The sequence below is a fragment of the Phormidium sp. FACHB-1136 genome, assembly GCF_014697375.1.
GTDB lineage: Bacteria > Cyanobacteriota > Cyanobacteriia > Phormidesmidales > Phormidesmidaceae > Nodosilinea.
In genome coordinates, this window is the sequence record NZ_JACJRS010000053.1 from 13157 (window position 1) to 36028 (window position 22872).

Consider the following 22872-nt stretch of genomic DNA (forward strand, 5'->3'; position numbering starts at 1 on the left):
AGATTTTCAGTCAGTAGCTATCGGGGCTAGGGGAGAGTTAGTAGCTACATTGAGGGGTAAATCTGAGCCATTGGGAAGATTAATCAATGGGGTTAAAGCCCGACAGATCGGCACTTGTTTGATGGGGTCTTCTGGTCTGTGGCGGACGATACCGTAGCTATTCTCCAGCTAGATAGAAACCTTGATGGCTTTGAAAGACAACCCAGATTCATGCCAGATTCTATGCTGCGCTAGGGCAAATAAATGGTAGGTCTAGAGCAGGAAAACCCTTGCAGCTTGGATCTATAGAAGCAAATGAAGATTAAAAGGGAGAGAAAATTAACAAGTTGGCGCAATATTAAATATCTTTTAACATTTGCTGACCATGGGAACCAAACCTCCTGATCTAAAGATTAGGTGTTTTTGCGGTGGATGTCAGTCTATATTGAGTTTGTTTGATATTTCAGATTGAAACTTAGCAGTCATCAGATCATGGCAAGACTCATTTTTGTGGTCCTCTGGCTGGGGTTTGTGGGGTATGGGTTTCTCCTTGCGCCCCCCGATCAGCCCGACACCGCCGACCTGATCCTGCGCCTGTCCACCGGGGCTTGGGACGGTTTGAACCCGGCTGTGATTGCGGTGTTTAATGCCATGGGGGTCTGGCCCCTGGTCTACGCTGCGGTGGCTTTGGTGGATGGTCGGGGGCAGCGGTTGTGGGCTTGGCCCTTTGTGGTGGCCTCCTTTGCGGTGGGGGCTTTTGCCCTGCTGCCCTACCTAGCCCTGCGTGCCCCAGTGCCCTGGGTTGGCCCAGCGGATCGCCTGGTGCGGATCCTAGAGCGTCGAATGTTCGGTGCGGGGCTCGCCGTTGCCGCCGGGGTAATCCTGGTTTGGGGGCTGCTGGCGGGTGACTGGCCTGCCTTTTGGCATCAGTGGCAGACCTCCCGGTTCGTCCATGTGATGACCTTGGATTTTTGTGCCCTGTGGGGGCTGTTTCCGGTGCTGCTGGTGGATGATCTACCCCGGCGCAACCTGGGCGATCAGCGGTGGATTATTCCGGCGGTGCTGGCCCTGCCTTTGGTGGGTGCCGCCCTCTACTTGGCCCTGCGTCCGCCCCTGCCAGAGGCGAGTCTTGCCCCTGCCGAGGTCGCTACTCCAGTCCAGATCTAGCCGCCATCGGCACCTGGCATCGCTAGGATTCGCGCCCAATCCCACGTAAAATCATCGGTAGTCTGCCAAGGTCATGTTCAGGGGACAGCAATTCTCAGTATGACTAGGCTGGCGAATAAAATACCGCTCAGGCTGAGCTGTGAGCCTGTCGAACAGTCGAAGCCTTTTCACCCTTCGACAGGCTCAGGGCGAACGGCCAATTTGCCAAAATGAGAATTGCTGTTCAGTGGATGGAATCCTCGATAGGGCGGCGCATCCTAGTAGACGACTAACCGCAGACTTTAAACTTCAAACCCTAAACCTCAAACCCCGTAGCGATTGACTATGCCTGCGATTCCTGCTCCAACTCCTACAGCGGCCTTCGTCAACCAACTGTTGGCCATTAAACCCCTCTGGGCCATTGCCAAAGGCCGCGCCCGCGCCATGATGGTGAAACGGGCGGAAACCATTGGGGTGCCCTGGCAAGCGAGGGTGGCGGAATTGCGGTCTCGTCAGGGGGGGGCCCAGCCCGGTTCGGCGGATCTATCGCCCCAGTGGCAGGTGGATTTAGAGGCGATTCAGAATCCCGATCTGCAATATCCCAACTACTACACCACCAGTTTCCACGCCTACGACGAAGGCAACCTGGGCTGGCTACCCGCCATGGAGGTGGAGGTGGCGGCGAAGGCGGTTCATGCCAAGCTGTGGCCGGGGGCCGGAGCCAGCGGCGATGCCCAACTGCGCCAAAGCTACCATGATGTGCTGATCGCCCAACTGCCCCAGGCTCCCACCGCCATCGTGGATCTGGGCTGCGGCGTGGGGATGAGCAGCGAAACCCTGCAAGCCCTCTACCCCCAAGCCCAAGTGACCGGGGTGGATCTGTCTCCCTACTTCCTGGCCGTGGCCCAGTATCGTCAGCAGGAACGTCCCCAGCAGGAAGATTCCGTCGGTGCCCCGGCCCCCATCACCTGGCACCATGCCGCCGCCGAGGAGACCGGACTACCTGCGGCCTCCTACGACTTGGTTTCGGCCTGTTTGATGTTCCACGAACTGCCCCAAACCGCCGCCCGTGGGGTGTTGCGAGAGGCCCATCGGTTGCTCAAGCCCGATGGCCATGTTGCCCTCATGGACATGAACCCCCAATCGGAGGTGTATCGGCAAATGCCCGCCTTTGTGCTCACCCTGCTAAAAAGCACCGAGCCTTACCTAGACGAATACTTTGCCCTGGATATGGCGGCGGAACTGGAGTCCGCTGGTTTTGAGCCCCCTACCATCACCCAAAACAGTGCCCGCCACCGCGTCATTTTGGCAAAGCGTCAGGATGGCTAGAAGTCGAAATAGATGTAGCTGAGGGTTTCGGCGGGGGCCAACAACCAGGCCAAGAGGCTAAAGAGGGGAATCAACAACAGCTTCACGGGCCAGCTTAGCTCTAGCTTGAGCCCCCGTTTAACGGCGTAGGCGAGGCCCATTAGCCCAAACAGCCCCCCTAGCAGCAGCCACAGTTCGCCATAGCTAAAGCCGAGGGATTCTAGGTAGACCTTTTGGATAAACTGCGGGTCGGCGGTGGTGCCCCCTAGGCGTTGTAGGGCCAGGGTAAATTGGTCGGGGGCGGGCAGCCGGAAAAACAGCCAGCTAAAGAAGACTAGGGCTTGGGTCAGCCCCCAACCTAGAATCGTGCCGGGGAAACTGAGCCAAAATCTGGCCACCCAGGGAGCGGCCTTTCCCCAGGCTTGGGTGAGGCGGTGAATCACCAGTCCGGCCCCGTGGATCGCGCCCCAGATCACAAAGCCCCAGTTGTTGCCGTGCCATACCCCGGCAATCAGCATGATAGTCATCAAGTTCAGGCAGGTGCGCCACAGCCCTTGGCGCGACCCCCCCAGGGGAAAGTAGAGGTAGTTGCGCAGCCAGTCGCCCAGGGTGATGTGCCAGCGTCGCCAAAAGGTGGCTAGGCTGGTGGTGAAGTAGGGGGCATCGAAATTTTCGGGCAGGTTAATCCCCAACAGCAGGGCGCTGCCACGAGCGATGTTGACGTAGGCGCTGAAATCCAGATAGAGCTGAAGCCCGTAGGCAAAGGTGGCCAGGACGACATCGGCACTGCCCGCCCGTGCCAGGTTGTCAAAGCTGAGGTTGACCAGGATGGCAATGTGGTCGGCCAGCAGCAGCTTTTTCACCGCCCCGTAGGCAATCAGCCACAGCCCCTCAACTACGCCATTCAACCCCGGAGGTTTGGGCTGTTCCACCTGGTCTAGAAAGGGGTGAAACCGGGTGATGGGGCCAGAAATTAGCTTGGGGAAAAACAGCTTGTAGGCTCCAAAGTCGGCCAGGTTGGCGGCGGCGGGCGATCCTCGGTACACATCCACCAGGTAGGCAATGCACTCGAAGACGAAAAAGCTCAACCCCAGGGGCATGATCAGGCCCGCGAAGTCGTCCCCCAGAAACCCGATGCCCCCCGTCCAGCCCAGCAGCCGGAGCATCCCCTCTAGGTATTTAAACCCCAGCAGCAGCAGTACGTTTAGCCCAATGCCCAGCCCCAGCAGCCAACGACGGCGACGGTTCCAGCCCTGTTCGGCGACTTGCCAGCGCGCATTGGGAGTACGCCAATCCATAGGGGCAACGATGGCCTGTCCCACAAAGAAGGTGACCAGCAACAGCGCCACCATCAGCAGCAGGTATTGCACTTGGAGGGAGGCGTAGAACACCAGACTGGCCACCAACAGCAGCCACAGCCGCGCCTGGATCGATTCCAGCGTCCAAAAAATGCCGATGACGCTGACTAAAAAGAGGGCATAGGTAATGGAGGGCAGAATCATGGGGCAGGGGGGGACGACCGTCGGGGCCAAGCGATGAGGGGATCCTGGGCCAGCCGCTGGGAGACCTGGTAGGCTCCGTAGCGGTTGAGGTGGCTAGGATCGGAGAAGTAGTCGTACTGATCGGGCCAAGCCTGCCCTAGATCGCGGAAGAGAAAGCCGGATTCGGTGGTGGAGAGGGTGAGCATGTGGCGCAAAAACTCCTCCTCGGCGGCTTGGCGATAGTCGTCGAGGTATTCGTCGGAGAGGGGGGTGTTGATGAAAACAATGGGAATGTTGCGATCCTGGGTGAAGCGCAAGAGTTCATTCAGGGCGTTCACCTGGGCACCGTCGAGGCGGAAGTCTTCGTAGTCGCCATCGTAGCGACCTGAGACGCGGGCGTAGGTTTGGTAGTAGGTGGCGGGGTTAAACCGCACTGAGAGCGGCAAAAAGCCATCGCGGTCTAGGGCACTGCCAGCGGGCATGGGGGCATCTAGTTGTTCAAGGGGAACGGAGGTCTCCCCGCCCACCGCTGGGGTGATGACTCCTAGACGGCTTTGCACCAAGGTTTTGAGGGAATCTCGATTGGGGTGAACCGCCGAAAACTCGCCGATCCGGTCGCTGAGCCATTCGTCCATGGCTGCATAGCTCTGGGGCAAGGATCGCCCATTGGCCCCAAAGGCAGCGTTCCCTTCCTCCGCCTTGCTGGGGGCCGGGGGCGCATCGGGCCGTTGGGTCATCAGTTCTCGGTAGCCCGGAGAAGCCACAATGGCGTTGTAGGTCACATCCTCCCGCCCGCTATTGAAGGCTCTGGCCCCATCGGCCCACAGAATTAGCCGGGGCAATTGTTCGGGGGTGAGCGCCTGCCGCAGGACTAAATCCACCACTTGGGCCGTTGCGCCATTGATACCAAAGTTGAAAATGCTGAGGTTCTCGTAGCCTAGGGCCGCTAGTTCCCGCCGCAGCGCCTCTGGATCCACCCCCCGCAGTGCCCGTGAACTGCCAACAATCATCACGTCGGCGGGGCCTTCGGTGGCGAGGCGTTGGCGGTAGAGGGCCAACTTTTCATTCATTTGCTCGCTGTTGAAGGTGGAGAAGGGCGAATCGGCCACCAGATCGTCAATCGCCACAAGGGGCTGACTAGGGCTGGCAAACAAATCCGTGGTGCCATCTACAAATCCTCCTTCCGTCGGGGTGGTCTGACCATTGGGCCAATCGAGTTCGGCCAGGGCTTGGGCAAACTCAGCGTCGGGGTCAGGGGGAGGTGGGGCAACCTGGGTCACCATGGGTTCAGCCTTGGCGGCATTGGCCGGGGGGCGCAGCATTTGCCCCAAGAGCCAGTCCGCCTGGAGCGCCAATAACACCCCTACCGTTGCCCACACCGCCGCAATTTTTAAGCCCTCCGACCGCTGGGGGCTGGGAGATCGATCCAGAACGCTAAGGGTCTGAGAACGACTGAAGATCTGAGACTGAACTAGGATCTCCTGCCACCGATCCACCACCGTTGTCCACCAGTGGGCTAGGGCTGCGGCCTCGGCTTCTGGGGAAATATCGGCGTGGGTGATGGGGCTATCGGGCCGCACCAGCAGTTCATTCACGTAGGCATCGGAGGCCGTAAATTCTGGGGCCGCTGCGGGAATCAGGCGACGGCGCACCGCAAAGTCTCGGCCATAGCTCCAGGCGGGGCGCAGTTGTCCTGACCGTCGCCCGTAGATGCGTACTCCCTCCAGACCCACGGGGCTAAGGCTAAGCAGGTAATTGTTCAGCAGGGGGGCGACTAAGCGACGCTGGGGCACCACCGGGCCATCCACCATGATGTGGAGCAATTGATCACGCTGGAGCAACTGCACTCGCTGCCCCCCAGTGGCTAGCCGATCCTCTAGGTTGGGGTTGAGTTGGCGGGTGAGCAAAAAGGCTAGGGCGGGCAAATCCCCCATCTGTCCGAGGTATTCGGGGCTATCGGCCAGGGCGCTGTGCTGGGCGGCGGGCAAATCTAGGTAGTGAACCCAGGTGGGATCGGTCTGGGGATCGGGCTGGCCGTAGAGAATGGCCCGGTGGATGCCCTGGGGAGCGAGTTCCTCCAGGGCGCTAGACAGGGTTTCCACAATTTCCGATTGGGACTGCACTACCGTCGGCACCGGAGGATTGGCCTCGCCCTGGGGCTGGCAGAGCACATGGAGGGTGTCGCCGTTGAGGGTGGTTTCCACGGTCAGGTGGTAGCGCTCTAGGATCGAGGCCATCAGCCGCCCTAGGGAGGCCACATCGCCCCAGCGGCTCCATTCCCGCAGCATTTCCTCCGGCGGGGTGAGGTCAATGCGGAGGCTCCAGTCGGGCTTGGCCTCCCCCCGCACCTGGAGCAGGAGCACGGCGTCTTTGAACTGGGTGAGTTGGAGCCGTCGCAGGCGCTCGGCGGTGGGGCGGGCAATCAGGGAAGGATCGGGGCTGTAGGCCGCTTCACAGAGAATCCACAACCGGGGAATGGTGGCTTCCCCCTCCGGGGAGGCTGGAGACGGTATTTCCCCCTCGGCGAGACCATCGGGGCTAGGGGGATCGGGGAGAATGGCGCGGCGGTGCAGGTGGGCCAAGCCCGGAATAGCCTTGACGCTAACCCACACCCCCACATCCAGGGCGCTGAGGGTTTCGCTCAGGTACCAGGCAATGGCCTCTGGATCTCCTTTTCGGGCCAAGCTCAGGTTGGACAGCACCATCGCCCCGCCGCCCGTAGCGCCATCCTGTAAAATCTGGGGGTGATCCTGGGCATAGCTAGCCAGGAGCGTCTGGGCGGCTTGGAGATCTTCCTCGTCTTGGTTCTCTAGCACCAGTTGGGCCAAGTGGCGCTCTAGGCGATTGAGATAAATGGGAGCCGTCCAGTCTGGATGGGGCTGGCCCTGACGGCGACTGTAGAGATAGATCTGGTAAACCTGGGGATAGGTCTGGTGCAGCCAGCCCTGATCCCGATCCTCCAGTAAGGCCCGCACCAATCGCAGCAGCACCGAAGACTGTTCTAGGGCATCGGGGGTTTCGCAGAGCACATGGAGGATGTTGCCCCGCAGTTTCGTGTGCAGTTCGGCCCTGGGCTGCCCTAGGTGTTCCTTCAGCCAGCCTAAAATCCCCGGTGCCGTGGGGGCACTGGCCGAGGCTTGGAATTTGGAGAGGGAGACAGGCATAGACGCTGCTGGGCTAATCCCTTGAACTTCCGTCGCAACTGAGGCAATGTATCCGCTGTAGATGGATGCCGTTGTTCAGATATCCGTCTACCCCTAGGGTATCGCGCCCATCGGTGGATCATCATTCCCCCTAGGGGTGAGTCAGGGGTGAATCAGCGGTGGGGTAGACGACCGCTGATCGCCCTCACCCAAATTCCATGATCCAAACGGCCAAAGCGTTGCTGGTCATAGCTTAGGAGCACCCCTATCGATCAGGGCAGATCAGAGAGTTGGGGGGCTGGGCCGGACATAGCACTGAAGCATACCGCAGTCTAGCCCATTGGTCGCATTTGACGCTGAATTTATGATCCCCTGACGCAGCCCTAGGGGCCGGATAGCCAAGGGTATGATGGAAAAGGATACGACCGTTTAGCTTTTGCCCTGCCTTAGCGCCTATGTTTGTCTCCAGCCGTGTCTCCAGCGATCAGCCTCCGGTTTCTCCGTCTCCTGTCCGGCCCCGGCCTGGGTCAGCGTCGATGGCGGTCTTCACCACCCACCTCCTGGTTGGATCCCTCGTTCCCCCGGTTCTCCTAGGGCTGATTGCGGCCCGTATCGTGGCCGATGGCTTTCGGCAGGCGGGTCTGGTAGGCGAACAATTGCTCCAGGGCCAGCGTCTCCCCCACCTCCATGTTCATCCCCAGGATTAGAGGATGCCCCCAATCTTCCCCCAGATCAGGGCGACCCTGGCCCATCCCTCTAGATCACCTGCGGGAAGGAAATTGACATTTACCGTCCCTATAAACTTCTTCTATACCAGCTAATCCTATAGAATTCTTGCGATACTGCTGTTCTCTCCCTAAACCCTACCCATGAGCTCAACGCTGCACCCCTCTGGGGATCTTCTGCCCATCCCCCCATCCCCTCAGCCAGAGACTCCTGATCCCCTCACCACTCCGACCTCCAGCCAAGACCTGCTGCTGCGCCATCGCCTGCGGGTGGTGGAAGACCTGTGGGAAAATGTGCTGGATCATGCCTGTGGGCCAGAGCTATTGACCCTGCTGCGGCAGTTGCGGCGCATGTGTTCCCCCGAAGGGCAGGCTCCCACCACCGACGAAGCCCGCGTGAAGGCGGTGGTGGATGTGGTAGAGGGGCTGGATCTAGAGGATGCGATTCGGGCCTCACGGGCCTTTGCCCTCTATTTCCAGCTTATTAATATTGTTGAACAGCACTATGAGCAGCGGGGGCAGCAGCAGCAGTATCGCGCCGCCTACCAAACCTCCGATTTGGCGCAGTGGGGGAACAAGGCCGTTCTAGACACCCACCCCGTCCTGGGCACCGAGGAAGGCGAAGAGGGAGCCAGCGGCCACTCCTTCCAGGCCGATTTACTCAACCGCAGCATGGCCGATCCGGCCAGCCTCCGCCGGGAAGCGGGCACCTTTCACTGGCTATTTCCCACCCTCAAGCGGCTGAATGTGCCCCCCCAACTGATTCAAAACTTGATTAACCAGTTGGATGTGCGCCTAGTCTTCACCGCCCACCCCACGGAAATTGTCCGCCACACCATCCGCGACAAGCAGCGCCGCATCGCCAACATTCTGCGCCAGATGGATCAGGCGGAGGAGGGAGCCCAAACCCTGGGGCTGGTTTCCTCCTGGGAGATTGAATCCCTCAAGGCGGAACTCACGGAGGAAATTCGCCTCTGGTGGCGCACCGACGAACTGCACCAGTTCAAGCCCTCGGTGCTCGACGAAGTGGACTACACCCTGCACTACTTCCAGGTCGTGCTGTTCGAGACCCTGCCCCAACTCTACCAACGCTTTGAGCGAGCCATTACCACCACCTTCCCCGAATTGGATCCGCCCCGCCATCGGTTTTGCCGATTTGGATCCTGGGTGGGGGCCGACCGTGACGGCAACCCCTCCGTGACCCCGGAGGTGACCTGGAAAACCGCCTGCTACCAGCGCAACCTAGTGCTGAACAAATACGTGCTTTCTGTGGAGCGCCTAACGGAACTGCTCAGCCTCTCCCTGCACTGGAGCGAGGTACTGCCGGAACTGCTGGAATCCCTGGAACAAGACCAGGTGAAAATGCCAGAAATCTACGACCAACTGGCTATTCGCTACCGCCAGGAACCCTATCGCCTCAAGCTGGCCTACATTAAACAGCGCCTCAAAAACACCCTAGCCCGCAGCGAGGCAATGTACCAGGGCGACCCCTTGGCGGATCGGTTCCGGGAAACCAGCCCCACCACCTCCATCTACCGGGATGGGGAAGAGTTTTTGGCGGAACTGCGCCTGATTCATCGCAACCTGGAGGCCACCGGGCTGCACTGCCAGGAGTTGGATACCCTGATCTGCCAGGTGGAAATCTTCGGCTTCAACCTAGCCCAGCTTGACCTGCGCCAGGAAAGCTCTCGCCATTCCGACGCCCTCGACGAGATTGCCCAGTACCTCCAGCTTCTCCCCCAGCCCTACAGCGACCTTTCCGAGGCCGAGAAAACCGCCTGGTTGGTGTCGGAACTGCAAACCCGACGACCGCTGATTCCGGGGGAACTGCCCTTCTCCGAGAAAACCCGCGAAACCATCGAAACCCTGCGCATGGTGCGCCAACTGCACCAGGAGTTTGGGCCAGACATCTGCTTCAGCTACGTGATCAGCATGAGCCACAACGTCAGTGACATGCTGGAGGTGTTGCTGCTGGCCAAGGAAGCCGGACTCTACGACCCCGTCACCGGACTGAGCGGCATTCAACCCGTGCCCCTGTTTGAAACCGTGGAAGACCTGCAACGGGCCCCCAGCGCCATGCAGGAGCTGTTTGAGATTCCCCTCTATCTCAAGATGCTGCAAGGCCGAGCCGCCCAAGTCGCGGCCAGCCATGTGGCCACCTCTACCCCAGTGCCCCTGCAAGAGGTGATGCTGGGCTACTCCGACAGCAACAAAGATTCCGGTTTCCTCAGCAGCAACTGGGAAATTCACAAGGCCCAGCAGGCACTCCAGGAAACAGCAGACAAGTTCTCGGTGGCCCTGAGGATTTTCCACGGGCGGGGCGGTTCCGTGGGGCGCGGCGGTGGCCCTGCCTACGAAGCCATCCTGGCCCAGCCGGGCCGCAGCATCAAGGGCCGCATCAAAATTACCGAGCAGGGGGAAGTTCTGGCCTCCAAATATAACCTGCCCGACTTGGCCCTCTACAACCTCGAAACCGTGACCACGGCGGTGCTCCAGGCCAGCATCCTCAGCAACAGCTTCGACGACATCAAGCCCTGGAACGCCACCATGGAAGAACTGGCGGCCCGATCCCGTCGCCACTATCGCCAGCTCATCTACGAGCAACCGGATCTGGTGGACTTCTTCCACCAAGTCACCCCCATCCAGGAAATCAGCCAGTTGCAGATTAGCTCTCGTCCCGCCCGTCGTGGCGGCAAGAAGGATCTCAGCAGCCTGCGGGCCATTCCCTGGGTGTTTAGCTGGACGCAAGCCCGATTCCTACTGCCCTCCTGGTATGGGGTGGGCACCGCCCTAGAGGAATTTTTGCAGGAAGCCCCGGAGGAACACCTGAAACTGTTGCGCTACTTCTACCACAAGTGGCCCTTCTTCAAGATGGTGATCTCCAAGGTGGAAATGACTCTGGCCAAGGTAGACCTGCAAATTGCTGAGCACTACGTGCGGGAACTATCGCATCCGGATGATCAGGAACGGTTTATCGCCCTGTTTGGCTCCATTTCCCAGGAGTTCACCCTCACCCGCGACAAGGTGCTACAAATCACGGGTCACGAGCGCCTGTTAGATAACTACCCCGACCTTCAGCGATCCGTCTACCTTCGCAACGGCACCATCGTCCCCCTGGGCTTCCTGCAAGTGGCTCTCCTGAAGCGCTTGCGTCAATACAAAGACCAATCCGCCACGGGGATCATCCGCTCCCGCTATAGCCAGGGGGAACTGCTGCGCGGAGCCTTGCTGACCATCAACGGTATCGCCGCCGGAATGCGGAATACGGGCTAGGGTTCGGTGGGATTAGGCACAGATCTGAACAAGGCCCATGGAGGATGGGTGGGTCTTGCCAGGTTGGTCGCTTAGGGCTTCACCCGCTTAGGTTCTGACCACCTTGCCCCGCAGACGGCGGTAGATTTTCTCGAACTCGACCCAGACAAACAGCAGTGAGCTAAAGCCCACACAAATCAACAGTTCTAGGGGGCTGATCAGGTGGGTGCCAAAGAAGTTGCGCAGGGGTTCGATGTAGATCAGCATCAGTTGCAGCGCGGTGGTCATCACCACGGCAAACAGCACGAAGGGGTTTGACCAGGGCGAGGTTTCTATCGTCAGCCGATTGTCGGAACGGACGGCGATGGCATGGCCCATTTGGGCAATGCAGAGGGTGGTAAAGACCATGGTTTTCCAACGGTCTGCCGATAGGGTGGGGGTGACGTAGGCCAGGGATTCGTGGTAGGCCCACACCATCATGGTGACGGAAATGACCGTGAAGACGAGGCCAATCCGCAGCATATAGGCCCCTAAACCACGGGCAAAGATGCTTTCCTGAGGGTCGTGGGGAGGCTGTTCCATCACGTCGGGGGCGGCGGGTTCCACCGCAAGGGCTAGGGCTGGGAAACCGTCCGTCACCAGGTTCATCCAGAGAATTTGCAGGGGGCTGAGGGGCACATCCAAAATCGGCAGCAGCAGGGGCGAGAGGGCAATGGTGAGCAGTTCGCCAATGTTGGAACCGAGGATGTATTTCACGAAGCGGCGAATGTTGGTGTAGACCACGCGCCCCTCTTCGGTGGCGGCGACGATGGTGGCAAAGTTGTCGTCCAGCAGCACCATGTCGCTGGCTTCTTTGCTCACGTCGGTGCCTGTGATGCCCATGGCAATGCCAATTTCCGCCTGCTTGAGGGCGGGGGCATCGTTCACACCGTCCCCGGTCATGGCTACAATTTGGTGATCCTTTTGCAGGGCTTGTACAATCCGCAGCTTGTGTTCGGGGGAAACACGGGCGTAGACATTTACCGCCTTCACCGCCGCCTCCAGTTCCGACTGGCCCATGGCCTCTAGCTGGGTGCCACTGAGCACCTGGGTGTCGGGATCGGCGATACCCAAATCCTGGGCGATGGTCATGGCCGTAAGCTGGTGGTCACCCGTGATCATCATGGGGCGAATCCCGGCGGCCCGACAGCGTTCCACCGCCACCTTCACCTCCGGGCGCAGGGCGTCAATCATCCCCACCAGCCCCAGCCAGATTAGGTTTTGCTCGGCTTGGTCGGGATTTTCTTCCCTGGGCAATTCCCCCAGACTGCGGTAGGCAAACCCCAACACCCGTAACCCCTTCGCCGCCATGGCCGTGTTGTCGGCAAGGATGCGAGATCGAACCTCCGCTGTCAGCGGCACAGGTTGTTGGCCCTCCAGGAAACCTGTGCAGCAATCTAGCAGCAGTTCCGGCGACCCCTTGGCCAGCATCAGGTAGGGCGAGGGGGATACATCGTTGGGGAGAGTCACGGTTTCTCCCAAAGCCTCCGCACCGCTGAGGATGACGCTCATCCGTTTGCGCTCGGAGGAAAAGGGAAATTCCGCCACCCGCTGGAGGGTATGGGTAAGCTGATGACGGTCTAATCCACTTTTGGCGGCCATCACCACCAGGGCTCCTTCCGTGGGGTCGCCCAAAATACTCCATTCCCCGGCTTCTTTTTGCAGGGCGGCATCGTTGCACAGCAGCCCATCCAGCAGCAGCAGGGCCAGGTCTGGGCTTTGGCGCGGATCAATGGCTTGGTCTTGGGCGAGGAATTCTCCCTCGGGGGCGTAGCCATGGCCCGTGATCTGCACCTGCTGGGACAGCGTGTGTAGCCGCTGCACAATCATCTTGTTTTGGGTCAGGGTGCCGGTTTTGTCCGAGCAAATGGTGGTGACAGATCCGAGGGTTTCCACCGCTGGCAAGCGACGGATGAGGGCATTGCGGCGCACCATCCGCTGGGTACCAATGGCCAGGGTAACGGTAATCACCGCAGGCAGACCTTCTGGCACCACCGCCACCGCCATACTCAGGGCCACCTCTAGCAGGGGCTCAAAGGCTTTCCAGCCCCCCACTAGCACCCCAATGCCCACCACCAGGGCCACCAAAATCAGGGATCCGCTGACCAGCACATTACCCAACTGATTCATGCGTTGCTGGAGGGGGGTGGGGTCGTTTTCCACCGATTGCAGCATGGCGGCAATGCGCCCCAGCTCGGTCTTCATCCCGGTGTGGGTCACGAGAACCTTGCCCCGACCTTGGAGCACTTCGGTGCCCTGAAACAGTAGGTTTTTACGGTCGGCCAAGGGAGTCGGTTCCGCCAGCACAATCTGGGCCTGCTTACTGGCTCCGTGGGCCTCTCCGGTCAGGGCCGATTCCCGCACTTGCAGGTTGGCCGACTCCAGTAGCCGTCCATCGGCAGGAACTTGATCGCCCGCCTCTAGCAGCACCACATCACCGGGAACGAGATCCTGGGAGGGCACTTCCTGGGAACGCCCATCCCGCTGAACCCGCACGCTGGGGGAGGCCATTTTTTTGAGGGCGGCTAGGGCTTTTTCGGCGCGGCTTTCTTGGAAGTAGCCCAGCACCCCATTCAAAATCACGATGGAGAAAATTGCGATGGCATCCTTGGGAAACTCCTGGTGGCGCAAGGACAGCACCCCAGACACCACCGCCACCGCCACCAACATCAACAGCATGATGTTCGTGAACTGATCCAACAAAATTCGCCAGGGGGGCCGCCCGCCAAATTCCTCTAGTTCATTGGGGCCATAGGTCTGTCGTCGGTCAATAATCGTTTGAGCCGCTAGCCCCTTTTCAGCATCGCTCTCCAATAACACCAACGCTTGGTTGGCATCAACGGTATGCCAAAGCGGATCCACCGTGGGCTGAACTGTATCCATGAACAAGTACCGACTGCCAATGGGCCAACGCCTTTAATGGTATAGCGGCAACCAGTCTTCAGGGGCTAGGTTTAGATTTTTGCCTGAATGTAACAAAATGCCGCCGCCATCCCGGCCCAGTTGTCAGGTTTCGTTGCTGATGGTGTCGTTGTTTGTCCGGATTGGATCCCCCCTAGCCCCCCTTAATTAAGGGGGGAACCAGCGCCACAGTCCCCCTTAATTAAGGAGGGAACCAGCGCCACAGTCCCCCTTTTCAAGGGGGATTTAGGGGGAGGGCTAAAGGGTCTTTGCGATCTCCGATGCTTACGCTGCAAAGGTCAAAGGATTTTGGTCGCGACGATGGTTGACGGGGATGGGATCCGGTTGACCGTCCCCAGCCAGGGCGGCGGTGGCTTCTAGGGCTTCCCGCAGGTGCTTGGCGGCGTAGATGGACATATCCCTGGGAACGCTGATCCGATCTCGCAGGTAGCGCAGGGCCACGTCGCTTCCCGCTGGGGGTGTACAGCTTTCTCCGGTCATCAGGTGGGTGAGGGCGCAGCGTAGGGCTTCGTCCATCAGGGCATCGGGGGCGGGGTTCACTCGGATCAGATTAGTCCGATGCTTGAGCACCCGTTGCAGCGCTTCCTGTCGGGAGTTTCCCGGTTCCGCATAGCCCACATCGGGTAGGCCAAACCAGGGGCCATGATCGACGCGCTGTTGATTTTGGCGCGTTTGGGGTAGGTCGTTGCTGTAGCAGCCCCCCATTTGCGGCGGCAGGTCATGGACGTGGGTATGAAAATCGCTCTGGGTACCGCGATAGGTGGGGCGGGTTTCCATGGCATCGCACCAGGCTGCAAACCGGGGGTTTACCTCCCGCATGGAGTAGCCCTTGTAGTAGAACAGGCTGGCGTTCATCCGCTCCACGTAGGGCGTAAAGACCAGATCTACCGTGCCAAAGTCCGCCAAAAAGTAGGGGCCGGGGGTGCTAGCTAGGGCTGCTTCCACCCGATCCATCACCCCTTGAAACTGCTGGGCCGCCCGCTGATCCTCCTGGGCTGACCGGGACGGATAGCACAACCACATACACCAGGCCCGAAACAACAGCCGCTCTAGCTGGCGTAGGGGCACCACGGCGCGGTCGGTCATGCTGTGAACCAGTGGCCCAAAGGTGCGCTCTAGAGCCATGAGAATATCGTCGCTTTCGGTGATTAGCTTGCCATCCAGTTCCAGGGCGGGCAGCATCCCAGAGGGCACCTTGCGCTTATACCAGGCTTCCTTTTCGCCGTAGCAAAACATCGTGACCTTTTCGATGCGGTAGGGAATGCGCTTTTCCTCTAGCCATAGCCACACCTTTTGGCAGTAGGGACACCAGGCATGGTTGTCGCGGTAGAGGGTGACCCGCACCGCCGATTCAGGCTGGCCAAACAACCGCAGCCGCGCCTGGGCATTGGTGGGGCCATGGATGGGATCGATAGCAACGTCGGTGAGAGCCGCTAGGGCCTCCCAAGTGAGGGGTTCAACAGCCATAGAGGTTCAGGAATGGAAGTTCAGAAATGGAGACTGACAGCACCAGCCATCGCCCCTTAATCATAAAACGCTCTGCCAAGACGTGCCCACGGTGGGCGATATGGGCGAACTGCCGACAACACTGCCCATCTTTGCCCTGCCCCAGGTGCCCTTTACCCTGGAAACTCTGCAAATTGTGTTGCCCACGGCCCTGACCATGGCGATTGTGGGTCTGCTAGCCAGTTTCCTCGCCGCCTCGTTGGTGGACGAGGGCGACTGTCTACCCTGGCCTCCGGGGCGTTTTTGCTTTTTGCCATTCTGGTTCTCAGTCTCTGGGTGTGGCAAATGCCCATGGCGGCGCTGGTGGCGGTGATGATTATGGTTTCCATCGGCACCTTCCGCTGGGCCTCGATTCGCGACATCGCCAAAATTCCCCGCACCGAAACGGCGGTGATGCTGACCACTAGGCGGGTGACGATCGTCACCCGCTACTGTTGATGGGAGCCTACGGCCATCGCCGCATTCGCCATTTGCCGCATTCGCCATTTAGTGATTGGCAGCACCACGGTACAACTGCTGAGGAGCTGCCAAATTCCGGTGTTGCTGTACCGCTAGGTCGATCTCCATGGAGAGGTAAGGATTGACTGGCTTGCCGTGCGGTAGCTTCAGGGATTGGAGGAAGAAGTGGGGAACCTGCGTTCTAGGGCGTGGCCCGGTTTGGGTTGAGGATACACTGATAGGGGTCTGATGATTGCTAGGTCACAAGATTGATGCCGGACATTGCCTTTCACCACATCCCCGTGCTGCCCGATGCGGTGGTGGAGGGCTTACAGATTCGGCCCCAGGGGGGTTACCTGGATGCCACGGTGGGGGGCGGCGGGCACAGTCGATTAATTTTAGCTAGCGATCCCACGGTGCGGCTGGTGGCGGTGGATCAAGACCCTATGGCCCTGGCCGAGGCCCGGTCGGCTCTGGCGGAATTTGGGGATCGGGTGACGTTTTGGTCGGGCAACTTTTCCCAGTTCGATCCGGGGACACAGCGATTTCACGGCATTTTGGCGGATTTGGGCGTCAGTTCGGCCCAGTTTGATATTCCCGAACGGGGCTTTAGCTTTCGCCACACGGCCCCTCTGGATATGCGGATGAACCCTCACCAGCCCCTCACCGCCGCTGAGGTGGTCAACACCTGGGACGAAATCGACTTGGCTAATGCGATCTACACCTACGGTGAAGAACGGCTCTCCCGCCGCATTGCCCGCACCATTATCGATCAACGCCCCTTCCAAACCACCACGGATCTGGCGGAAGCTATCTCTCGCTGTGTGCCCAAGGCCTATCGCCATGGCCGCATTCACCCCGCCACCCGCACCTTCCAAGCCCTGCGAATTGCGGTAAATCAAGAACTAGAAGTCCTCGAAACCCTGCTGACCCAAGCGCCCCAGTGGCTCGTGCCGGGGGGACGACTGGCCATCATCAGCTTCCATAGTTTGGAAGATCGCCTGGTGAAGCACCGCCTGAAGGAAAATCCAGATCTGCACATTGTCACCAAAAAGCCCGTCGTCGCCACCGAAGACGAGGTCGCCGCCAACCCCCGATCTCGATCCGCCAAACTGCGCGTGGCCGAACGCATTGACCCCACCCAGCCACCCCAAACCCGTCGGGCCAAGTATCGCAAGGAAGCGCAGGACGCTAGGGAAGCTCAGGAACCCAGGGAAGCTGGCGATTAGTCTTTGGTGAGCCGTCCGTCCACCAGTTCGTATTTCTCAGTTGCAGCACGAGTGGTGTTGAGCACACTGATATCGACTTCCTCAGTTGCAACACGAGTGGTGTTGGGCACACTGATATCGACTTCACTGATCCGTCCGTCAACCCGCTCGTATTCATCCTCTACTAGCCACAGCTTAGCCTCTTCATAGGTGCTGGCTGAGAAGACCTCGTTGTAATTATCCTTGGGGTCGTAGATTTTAAAGCCGTCTTGATCCGCGACGAGCAGCAGCAGATAAGGAACCTTAGAGGTCGCATCTGTCCAAACTTCGATGAATGTCCATTCATCGGCTTGCCTTTGTTCGAGGGTTTGCATGATATTTACCGTCCTTAACCTTTAGTTCCCCATAGTACAAAGGGGTTTCGTTGCCCTCTGCGTCTATTCTATAGCCGATCACTTCGTCGAAAAGTAACCCGTAGCGCTCGGCCCCCCTGATGTTTCCGGTAAAGTTTCCTGCTTGTAGCAATCTTTGCTCTACCCGCTGCAAGGTTGCTTCATCTGTAAAAACGTGGGCACTCTCAGTACGCCTGAGTTCTCGCTGCATTTGCGGTGTGCCGCGCAAGTGACGGTTGATGTAGCGCATGGAAGCCCGCTCAAGTCCTGCTGGAGGTCGTTTGGGTTGTTCCTTATCCATCGAAAGAATGTTCTCCAATGCGGTGATTGGGATAGGGCACAGTGCGCAAGATAGGTCTAGGTAGGAGTGACGCCGATGGCCTGAGATTGGGATGGGTACGTCAAATGGCTACGGTTGCTCCCCTCCCAATCCGGATTAAGTAGACCGGATTGGGGATTAGACCAAGCTGGAGGGAACCAGGCAATTAGTCTGCGTTGTGATGCCTCTTGGAATTGGCTGGAATCGGCGCTGATGGGCTTGCCTTGGCCCCTAGCGGAGGGAGAATTTACGTACCGCCAGCAGACTACCCATCAGCCCAACTAAGGTGCCAAGGCCGACCAGGGCGGCGGCGAGGAGGGTCATTTGGTGGGAGTTGAGACTGAGCCCCTGGGCCAAAAACTGAATGAAATCGGCTTGCTGTTCGGCCATTTCCACCAAGAGGGTTTGGATGGTGAACAACAGCCCCCAGGCCACGGTGGCCCCAGCGATGCCAAAAGCCGCCCCTTGCAAAATGAAGGGCAGGTAGATCCACATTCGAGTTGCGCCCACCAACTGCATCACCTCAATTTCGCGGCGGCGGGCCAGCACAATTAGCCGAATGGTGGTGGTAATGACGGCAGTGGCCGTGAGGGTCAAAATCGCGATCACAATGGCGCTTGTCCACTGGAGGCCGTCGTTGAGCTGGGCTAATCGGGTGACGGCTTCGTCGATGTAGCGCACCTCATCCACCCCCTCCATCTGCTGAAGTTGGGTGGCGATGGCGGGCACCGAGTCGGAATCCCTAGCTTTTACCTTCAGTTCATCCACCAGGGGGTTGCCCTTCAGTTGGGCGGTGGCTCCTTCAATGTCAGACAGGCCCAAATCCTGCACCAGTTTGGCCCAGGCTTCTTCCTTGGGGATGGGCGTCACATCCACCACGTTGGGGATGGTGGCTACGGTAGCCTGCATTTCGCTGGCCTGAAAGCCGCTTTGCAGATAGGCCGACACCTCAAGCTGACTGCCAAACTGGTTCAACAATCGCTCCAACTGCCAGGTGGATTGTAGGCTGATGCCAAACAAAAACAGCAGAACCGTAATAGTGCTAATGGCAGCCCAGTTCATCCAGCCGCCCCGCCGCAGGCCCAGCAGCGTTTCCCTCAAGAGATAGTCAAACTTGGTAAAGAACGAAAACATGGCCAAACCAGGGACGACTGTCCAAATAGGGTACAACCTATCGATCCAGATAGCGCTTGTCAAACAAACGTTGATCTTCGCAACATCGGGTTGTTGCTTAGCTGATATCGGGGGCAACTAAGCCGGATTTGGTATGAGAGATCCCCATTAGAGGTCAAAGAGGTTGATCACCATGCCTTCTTGGGCTAGGGCAGCGGCGGGAAAGGTGGCCTGGATGTGCTGTTCGAGCTGGGCGAGGTAGCTGTCGTTGTGGCAGGGGTTGTGATGAAACAGCAGCAGCCGTTTGATGCCGCTGGTTTTGGCAATTTCAACCCCCAGATGCCAGGGAGCTTGGTGATGGCTTTGGGGGTCGGCGTAGGCCATATCGAGGTAGGTGCCATCGAAGATCAGCAGGTCGGCCCCAGCGGCGAGGAACAGCAGATTGGGATCGGCCTCGGCAGCGGTGGGGTCGGTGTCGCTGGCATAGACCACGGATTTGCCCTGCCAACTCACCCGATAGCCCAGGGCGGCGGTGGGGGGGTTCAGGCTCAGGGTCTCTATGGCCACATCGCCAAGTTGAATGTGGCCACCGGGCTGAATGTTGTGGAAGGTGAGCTGGGCGGCCATGGCTTGCAGGGGCTTAAAAAAGTTGGGCCGCAGCATTTGCTCGGTTAGCCGTTGTTTGATGGAGGCCCCATTCAGGGCGGCGGCTCCGTAGATATGTAGCTGGCTCTTGGGATCGAAGGCGGGGTGGAAAAAGGGAAACCCCTGGATGCGATCCCAGTGGGTATGGGTAAAAAATAGGTGGGCTTCTACGGGGTCATCCTGCTGGGCCAACTGAAGCCCCAGGGAACGCAGCCCCGTACCGCCGTCAAAAATCAGCCGCTGACCCGCGACCAGCACCTCCACACAGGCCGTATTGCCACCGTAGCGGACGGTATCGGGGCCTGGGGCCGGAATATTGCCGCGAACCCCCCAAAACCGCACCGAAAACAGGGGCGGATCATCCCTGGGGGCTGGATCTAGCTGGGGAGAGGGGCCAGGTGAGGCGTAGGACATGGGGCGTTCAAAGCACTAGGGAGAAGGCGCAGCATCGGCAGTTAGGGGATCCCGCCAAAACACCAGGGCATCGCTGATGGGCTGGAGGGTGGTGCCGGGGTAGTAAAACTGGAGGATGCGACCATGGCTCCAGCCTAGATTACCTAAATTGTAGGATCCGGCTTGACTGAGACCGACCCCATGGCCCCAGCCGCCCCCTACAAAACGATAGCCCGTGAGAGCAGGGCCAGAGGGGGAAGTTCCACTGGCGGCATCATTGGGGGGTTCCTGGGTGGCCGTATCGTAGATGGGTTCCACATAAAACAACAGACTGCGGGGAGCCATCAACACCCGGACAATTTCGTCCTTCTCCAGACGCACCATGCCGATATCGGTTTCGATTTCCAACGCCTGCACCCGACCGGAGGCCGCCCGTTCCACCACCCGCACCCCAATCACCCGGTTCAACCCGGCCATGGAATGCTGACGACGACCCAGGAAGGTCTTCAGTTCGTTGGCCAGTTCCGTGAGGGTGCTAGCGTTGTTCCAGCGAAATAGCCGCCAGGTTTCTTCGTTAAAGCCCCGGTTTAGGGCAATGAAGGCCCGAAAGTTCTCCTCGCTGTTGAGGGGCCGTTGGGTCAAGTCCCAGGCTCCGGTGGCAGAATCCACCACAGACCGCAGGTAGGGGCGGTCGGGGCCGTTCCACACGTCGCTGAAGGGGGCGGTGACTCCGCCCGTGGTGGAGGAATAGAGGGCATCCACCAGTTCGTTTTGGTAGGTGAGCACCTGGCCGCTGGTGGCCAAAATCGCCCGATCCGTCACCGCTGCCGTGCCCGTCAGGCCGCGATAGACCTGGCACTGGGTATCGGCACAGAGTTCGTAGTCGTCAATTTCAAAGCGACGCAGGTTGCGCAGGGCGTAGGTGCGGGCCAAAATCGCCTGGGCCTCGATGGCGGGGACGGGGGCACCGGGGCCAATTTCGTGGGGCACCACGCCGCGCAGGTAGGTTTCGATGGGTACCGCATTCACCAGGGTATAGGTGCCGTAGGTGTTGGGCTGAAGTCGCAGGGTGCCGCCGTAGGTGCGGTTCACTGTTTCCTCGCCCGATTGAATCACCCGAATCACGCCGCTGCTGGATTGCAGATCCAGGGTGTCGCGGTGGTAGCGGTAGCCATTGGCCTCAAAGTAGGCCTTAGGGATCTGCCCCAGCACCCGGCTATCCAGATGCACCTCATTAAAGCCGTTTTCCTTCAGGTTTTGCACCAACAGCCGCCGCACCAAGGGGCTATCGTAGGCTTCGCGATTGGCCCAGATCTCCCAGCCCCCCGGTTGGGCAATTTCCGGCTCAATGCCCCGCTGTCGCCATTCGTGGGCGCTATATTCGGCACTTTCAAAGCTGCGATGGTTGCTGAGCACTACTCGTTCTTGCAGCTTGGCCTCAGCCAGGGGCGTCGGCGTCAGACCCAGGATAACCTTCGTCGTCGTCACCGTTTGGGCTTGGCCGTTGGTGTCAAAGCGCAGGGTCAACTGCTCCCCCGGCAGAGCCTCAATCACCAGGCGATCCTGCAATTCCTCCCCAAACCGCTGCACAATGCCCACCTGAATTACTGGGTTTTGGGCGGCTTGCATCGCACTGCCCCAGCCCAGCCCTAGGGAAAGCGTGATTCCACCCACAATTCCGCTAGCCACCCCCAGCCACCGCCGCCGCCTTTGGGGTAACGCCTGCCGCCAGGACGTTCGATGTCCCGAAAACCGTCCGTGGTGTTGGTCAAATTCGCCCATCGTGAAACGTCCCTGGGGAACGAGGAAAACAGCCTAGCTCTCGCTAACTTGGCATTTTATCGCTTTGGCCCTGGCTTGGCGGCGATAGGGCAGTGGTTATCAGCGGATAATCGACTTTACCGACCCTAACACCAATCCTAGAGTGGGCACCGCCCACCATTGACGAGAGCTGCACCTAAAACGTTTCTCATAAGATCCCAGGGTTCTAGCTGGGAAAAACCGAAATCGGTTGCCCACAGTCTAAGAACCCTGGGATCTAGGGGGTGATAACTAGATTCCAGGGTTATGGCTGAGATAGGGCTAAAATGGGTCACTTCAACCTCCAAGCTCTAAAAAGCCTACAATAGAGCCATTCTAGAGAACCATGCCGAGGTGGCGGTGCATTGCGGCCAAGGAGATTTGTCCCGTATTGGCGAAGGATGGTGGTGCCGCGAATGCACCCTACGGGCTGCGGTTTGCTAAATAGCCTGCTGTCGTCAGCAGACCCGCTAGAACCGTCTTGAGGCTATCCATCGGTGCACCGTGTTTTACGTACACTCGCACTTTATGCGGTGGATAGCTTTTCTCCAACCCCTCCCCCAAAAACTGTCCGGAGTGTTGTTACAATGGAATCATTGCAGGGAGTCATGTTGTTATCATGTCTCCTTGTTGACTATACAGCTATTAGTTTATGCAAAAAAACGAAGACCAACTCCCAGACTTCCTTCAGAGTTATGGAAGTCTACTATCTCACTTCAACAATCATTTCTCCAGTTTAAATTCTTATGAGCGAGGTGCAAGCTTTGCACAATTAGTTAGAAAACTCACCCCACATACAACAATAGGGGAAAGATTTCAAACTCCAATTCTTAAGCAGCATTCACATGACAAAGGGGTTGATCTTGAATGCTTGAGCAAAGACAAGCGTGAGTCTCTTTATATTCAATCTAAATACACAATTAAAGATCGCCAATTCTAGAATGAAGTGCAACACCTAGAAGCTTCCCGCAGAGGGACTCATAGGATAGTCTGATGTTTCCTACAACAAAAAGACACCCTATGAGTTATGCCCAGCTTAGCGCTTCTGAGCGGAATCGGCTTT

15 protein-coding genes and 1 pseudogene are annotated in these 22872 nt (G+C 58.8%); 7 read left to right on the forward strand and 9 right to left on the reverse strand.

Annotated elements, in window-relative coordinates; genetic code table 11:
- The first annotated feature begins 471 nt into the window (after positions 1-471).
- Complete coding sequence (locus H6G62_RS16000) at positions 472-1146, forward strand: DUF2834 domain-containing protein (protein WP_199325035.1); 675 nt, start codon at positions 472-474, stop codon at positions 1144-1146.
- 324 nt (positions 1147-1470) lie between these two features.
- The gene (locus H6G62_RS16005; protein WP_190496911.1) at positions 1471-2454 is read left to right on the forward strand and encodes a class I SAM-dependent methyltransferase; all 984 of its coding nucleotides are present in this window, start codon (positions 1471-1473) and stop codon (positions 2452-2454) included.
- On the opposite strand, the gene H6G62_RS16010 is transcribed toward H6G62_RS16005, so the two are convergent.
- Complete coding sequence (locus H6G62_RS16010; RefSeq protein ID WP_190496913.1) at positions 2451-3935, reverse strand: MBOAT family protein; 1485 nt, start codon at positions 3933-3935, stop codon at positions 2451-2453. The genes H6G62_RS16005 and H6G62_RS16010 overlap by 4 nt on opposite strands.
- Complete coding sequence (locus H6G62_RS16015) at positions 3932-7078, reverse strand: DUF1574 domain-containing protein (RefSeq protein ID WP_190496915.1); 3147 nt, start codon at positions 7076-7078, stop codon at positions 3932-3934. Before H6G62_RS16015 ends, H6G62_RS16010 begins: the two co-directional genes overlap by 4 nt.
- Before the next feature lie 434 nt (positions 7079-7512).
- Here H6G62_RS16015 and H6G62_RS16020 point away from each other — a divergent pair, with 434 nt between their 5' ends.
- Both H6G62_RS16020 and ppc read left to right on the forward strand, forming a co-directional pair.
- On the forward strand, positions 7513-7764 hold the full coding sequence (locus H6G62_RS16020; protein WP_190496917.1) for a hypothetical protein: 252 nt from the start codon (positions 7513-7515) through the stop codon (positions 7762-7764).
- A gap of 162 nt (positions 7765-7926) precedes the next feature.
- Positions 7927-11055, forward strand: a complete 3129-nt coding sequence (gene ppc, locus H6G62_RS16025) for a phosphoenolpyruvate carboxylase (RefSeq protein ID WP_190496919.1) — start codon at positions 7927-7929, stop codon at positions 11053-11055.
- 87 nt (positions 11056-11142) lie between these two features.
- Here the strand turns inward: ppc and H6G62_RS16030 are convergent, their stop codons facing one another.
- Both H6G62_RS16030 and H6G62_RS16035 read right to left on the reverse strand, forming a co-directional pair.
- Positions 11143-13956: a cation-translocating P-type ATPase gene (locus H6G62_RS16030; protein ID WP_190496921.1), complete on the reverse strand. Its 2814-nt coding sequence runs from the start codon at positions 13954-13956 to the stop codon at positions 11143-11145.
- Between the two features lie 303 nt (positions 13957-14259).
- Positions 14260-15462, reverse strand: coding sequence for a glutathione S-transferase family protein (locus H6G62_RS16035; protein ID WP_190496923.1), 1203 nt, complete (start codon positions 15460-15462; stop codon positions 14260-14262).
- Positions 15463-15541: 79 nt separating this feature from the next.
- On the opposite strand from H6G62_RS16035, the pseudogene H6G62_RS27930 reads away from it, so the two are divergent.
- Positions 15542-15864, forward strand: a pseudogene (locus H6G62_RS27930) (sodium-independent anion transporter); the annotation flags it as partial.
- A gap of 347 nt (positions 15865-16211) precedes the next feature.
- Positions 16212-17168 carry a 16S rRNA (cytosine(1402)-N(4))-methyltransferase RsmH gene (rsmH, locus tag H6G62_RS16045; protein ID WP_190496925.1) on the forward strand — a complete coding sequence of 319 codons (957 nt, stop codon included), beginning with the start codon at positions 16212-16214 and terminating at the stop codon, positions 17166-17168.
- Here rsmH and H6G62_RS27400 read toward each other — a convergent pair.
- From H6G62_RS27400 to H6G62_RS16070, 5 genes are all read right to left on the reverse strand, one after another.
- A complete protein-coding gene (locus H6G62_RS27400; protein ID WP_199325037.1) occupies positions 17165-17521 on the reverse strand; it encodes a hypothetical protein in 357 nt (118 codons plus the stop codon). The genes rsmH and H6G62_RS27400 overlap by 4 nt on opposite strands.
- On the reverse strand, positions 17490-17840 hold the full coding sequence (locus H6G62_RS16055) for a hypothetical protein (protein ID WP_199325039.1): 351 nt from the start codon (positions 17838-17840) through the stop codon (positions 17490-17492). Before H6G62_RS16055 ends, H6G62_RS27400 begins: the two co-directional genes overlap by 32 nt.
- 249 nt (positions 17841-18089) lie before the next feature.
- Complete coding sequence (locus H6G62_RS16060; RefSeq protein ID WP_190496927.1) at positions 18090-18992, reverse strand: ABC transporter permease; 903 nt, start codon at positions 18990-18992, stop codon at positions 18090-18092.
- A 147-nt stretch (positions 18993-19139) separates the two neighbouring features.
- Positions 19140-20030, reverse strand: coding sequence for an MBL fold metallo-hydrolase (locus H6G62_RS16065; RefSeq protein ID WP_190496929.1), 891 nt, complete (start codon positions 20028-20030; stop codon positions 19140-19142).
- A gap of 15 nt (positions 20031-20045) precedes the next feature.
- Entirely contained in the window at positions 20046-21791 is a 1746-nt protein-coding gene (locus tag H6G62_RS16070) for a SpoIID/LytB domain-containing protein (RefSeq protein WP_190496931.1), read from the reverse strand.
- 670 nt (positions 21792-22461) lie between these two features.
- Between H6G62_RS16070 and H6G62_RS16075 the strand changes: the two genes are divergently transcribed.
- Entirely contained in the window at positions 22462-22749 is a 288-nt protein-coding gene (locus tag H6G62_RS16075) for a hypothetical protein (protein ID WP_190496934.1), read from the forward strand.
- Positions 22750-22872 lie beyond the last annotated feature (123 nt).

Bases quoted from the DNA above. Each gene is read 5' to 3' on its own strand.
- H6G62_RS16010 (WP_190496913.1), bottom strand. From the start codon at position 3,935: ATGATTCTGCCCTCCATTACCTATGCCCTCTTTTTAGTCAGCGTCATC.
- H6G62_RS16065 (WP_190496929.1), bottom strand. From the start codon at position 20,030: ATGTCCTACGCCTCACCTGGCCCCTCTCCCCAGCTAGATCCAGCCCCC.
- H6G62_RS16035 (WP_190496923.1), bottom strand. From the start codon at position 15,462: ATGGCTGTTGAACCCCTCACTTGGGAGGCCCTAGCGGCTCTCACCGAC.
- H6G62_RS16000 (WP_199325035.1), top strand. From the start codon at position 472: ATGGCAAGACTCATTTTTGTGGTCCTCTGGCTGGGGTTTGTGGGGTAT.
- H6G62_RS16060 (WP_190496927.1), bottom strand. From the start codon at position 18,992: ATGTTTTCGTTCTTTACCAAGTTTGACTATCTCTTGAGGGAAACGCTG.
- H6G62_RS27400 (WP_199325037.1), bottom strand. From the start codon at position 17,521: ATGCAAACCCTCGAACAAAGGCAAGCCGATGAATGGACATTCATCGAA.
- H6G62_RS16075 (WP_190496934.1), top strand. From the start codon at position 22,462: ATGCAAAAAAACGAAGACCAACTCCCAGACTTCCTTCAGAGTTATGGA.
- H6G62_RS16070 (WP_190496931.1), bottom strand. From the start codon at position 21,791: ATGGGCGAATTTGACCAACACCACGGACGGTTTTCGGGACATCGAACG.
- H6G62_RS16005 (WP_190496911.1), top strand. From the start codon at position 1,471: ATGCCTGCGATTCCTGCTCCAACTCCTACAGCGGCCTTCGTCAACCAA.
- H6G62_RS16030 (WP_190496921.1), bottom strand. From the start codon at position 13,956: ATGGATACAGTTCAGCCCACGGTGGATCCGCTTTGGCATACCGTTGAT.
- H6G62_RS16055 (WP_199325039.1), bottom strand. From the start codon at position 17,840: ATGGATAAGGAACAACCCAAACGACCTCCAGCAGGACTTGAGCGGGCT.
- H6G62_RS16015 (WP_190496915.1), bottom strand. From the start codon at position 7,078: ATGCCTGTCTCCCTCTCCAAATTCCAAGCCTCGGCCAGTGCCCCCACG.
- rsmH (WP_190496925.1), top strand. From the start codon at position 16,212: ATGCCGGACATTGCCTTTCACCACATCCCCGTGCTGCCCGATGCGGTG.
- H6G62_RS16020 (WP_190496917.1), top strand. From the start codon at position 7,513: ATGTTTGTCTCCAGCCGTGTCTCCAGCGATCAGCCTCCGGTTTCTCCG.
- ppc (WP_190496919.1), top strand. From the start codon at position 7,927: ATGAGCTCAACGCTGCACCCCTCTGGGGATCTTCTGCCCATCCCCCCA.